We start from the raw sequence: 1,519 nt of genomic DNA, 5'->3' as shown, positions 1-1,519 counted from the left end.
GGTAGAATGGGGGCATGGCTGTTGCAGATCGGCCCGGTGATGAAGGGGATTCCAGCCCTTCCGGTCCGTCGAATCTGGATCCCCGCCCCGGCACCTGGCCGGCGGAGGACCCCGGCATGCGGCCACGGGCCGGTGGGCCCGGCCCGTGGGAAGATCCGGACGGGCGCTGGCCCACGGACGCGGACATTGACCGGCTGATCGCCGCCGCCCCCGATTTTGCCGACTGGCCGCTGGACGACGGCCGGGACTACGGCGCTTCCGGGGGCGGCGCTCCCGTCGGTGGGGGTTCCGGGGGTTCGCGCCGGGTCCGGGAGGCGACCGCGGCCGAGCTTGCCGCCCTCGCGACCAATCCGAACATCTCCTTCCATGGCGGCGCCCCTGTCCCGGCCGGTGGTGGGGCGGAAGCCGCCAGCCCCGCCGGTGGCGGCACCGGCGTCTCCACCCCCGTACCTGACACCGCCACTGTCCCCGACACTGCCATTGTCCCCGCCGAGGACCCCGAGCCCGAAACTGCGCCCGCCTCTGTTTTGGAAGGGGCCGGCGGGGAGGTGGCCGATGTTCGTGCGTGGTGGTTGGCGGCGGTGCGGGATTCTGTGCCGGATCTGGTGTTGGCGCCGCGTCCGCGGCGGCGCAATGATTTCGGGGTGTTGGAGGAGCGGGTGTCCTCGGACTGGCTCGAACACCGGCGCAGCACCCGCCAGCCCGGCACTGGGACGAATGCGCAGCCCGGCGGCGACACCACCCCCGGGACGGGCGGTGTGCCCGGTTCCCTGCCGGTCCCGGAAGCCGGTTCCGTGCCGGGTGTCGTGGCGGGGTTGTTGGCGGCGGAGGCGGGGTGGTCGCCGGTGGTGGTCGCGGAGGCGTTGGCGGGGCTGGATCCGGAGTCCGTGGGAGACAATGACGTGTTGGACATGGTCCATGCCGCGACACGGCTGGCATCCTTCGCCCAGGCGGTGGAGGCGCGGGCCCTGGCCGTGTTCGCCTCCCGGCGCCCGCCCGTCGCGGATGAGGCCTGCGCCGGCGAAGCTGATGGGGGTCCGGGGAGGTCTATGTGGGCGGCCGGGGAAGTCATGGCCGTTGCCGCGATCCCGCAGGGCGCTGCGGAACAGCGCCTGCACGACGCGGAACGGCTGCTGGGGCACCTGCCCGGGACGTACGCGCTGTTCCGGGCGGGCTTGCTGGACCTGGTCCGCATCCAGGCCATCCACCGCGGCCTGCTCAACGTCCCGGACACGGTCCTGCCCCTGATCGAGCCCCTGTTTTTGAAGAACGCCTCCCGGACCCCGCCGAGCATCCTGACCCGGCGGGTGCGGATGCTGGCCGAGAAGCACAATCCCGAGTCCCTCACCGTCCGGCACGAACGGGCCCGGAAGGGCCGGGGCGTGTTCCTGCGGCCCCTGCCCGACGCGATGGCCGAACTCATCATGGTCCTGCCCGCCGTGCCGGCACTGTCCGTGTACCAGAGCGTGGACGCCTGGGCCCGGGCCGCCCAGCTCGCCGGGGAACCCAGCGGCGGCAC

1 protein-coding gene is annotated in these 1,519 nt (G+C 73.2%); it reads left to right on the top strand.

Annotated elements, in window-relative coordinates:
• Positions 1-14 precede the first annotated feature (14 nt).
• Positions 15-1,519, top strand: a 1,505-nt coding sequence (locus tag LPN03_RS20680) for a 13E12 repeat family protein (RefSeq protein ID WP_262455750.1), incomplete at its 3' end; no start/stop codon positions are given.

The organism is Arthrobacter sp. A2-55, from assembly GCF_025548615.1.
In the GTDB taxonomy this organism is placed as follows: domain Bacteria; phylum Actinomycetota; class Actinomycetes; order Actinomycetales; family Micrococcaceae; genus Specibacter; species Specibacter silviterrae.
Note: the sequence above shows the minus strand (reverse complement) of the source record. Positions and strands in the feature narration are given on the sequence as shown.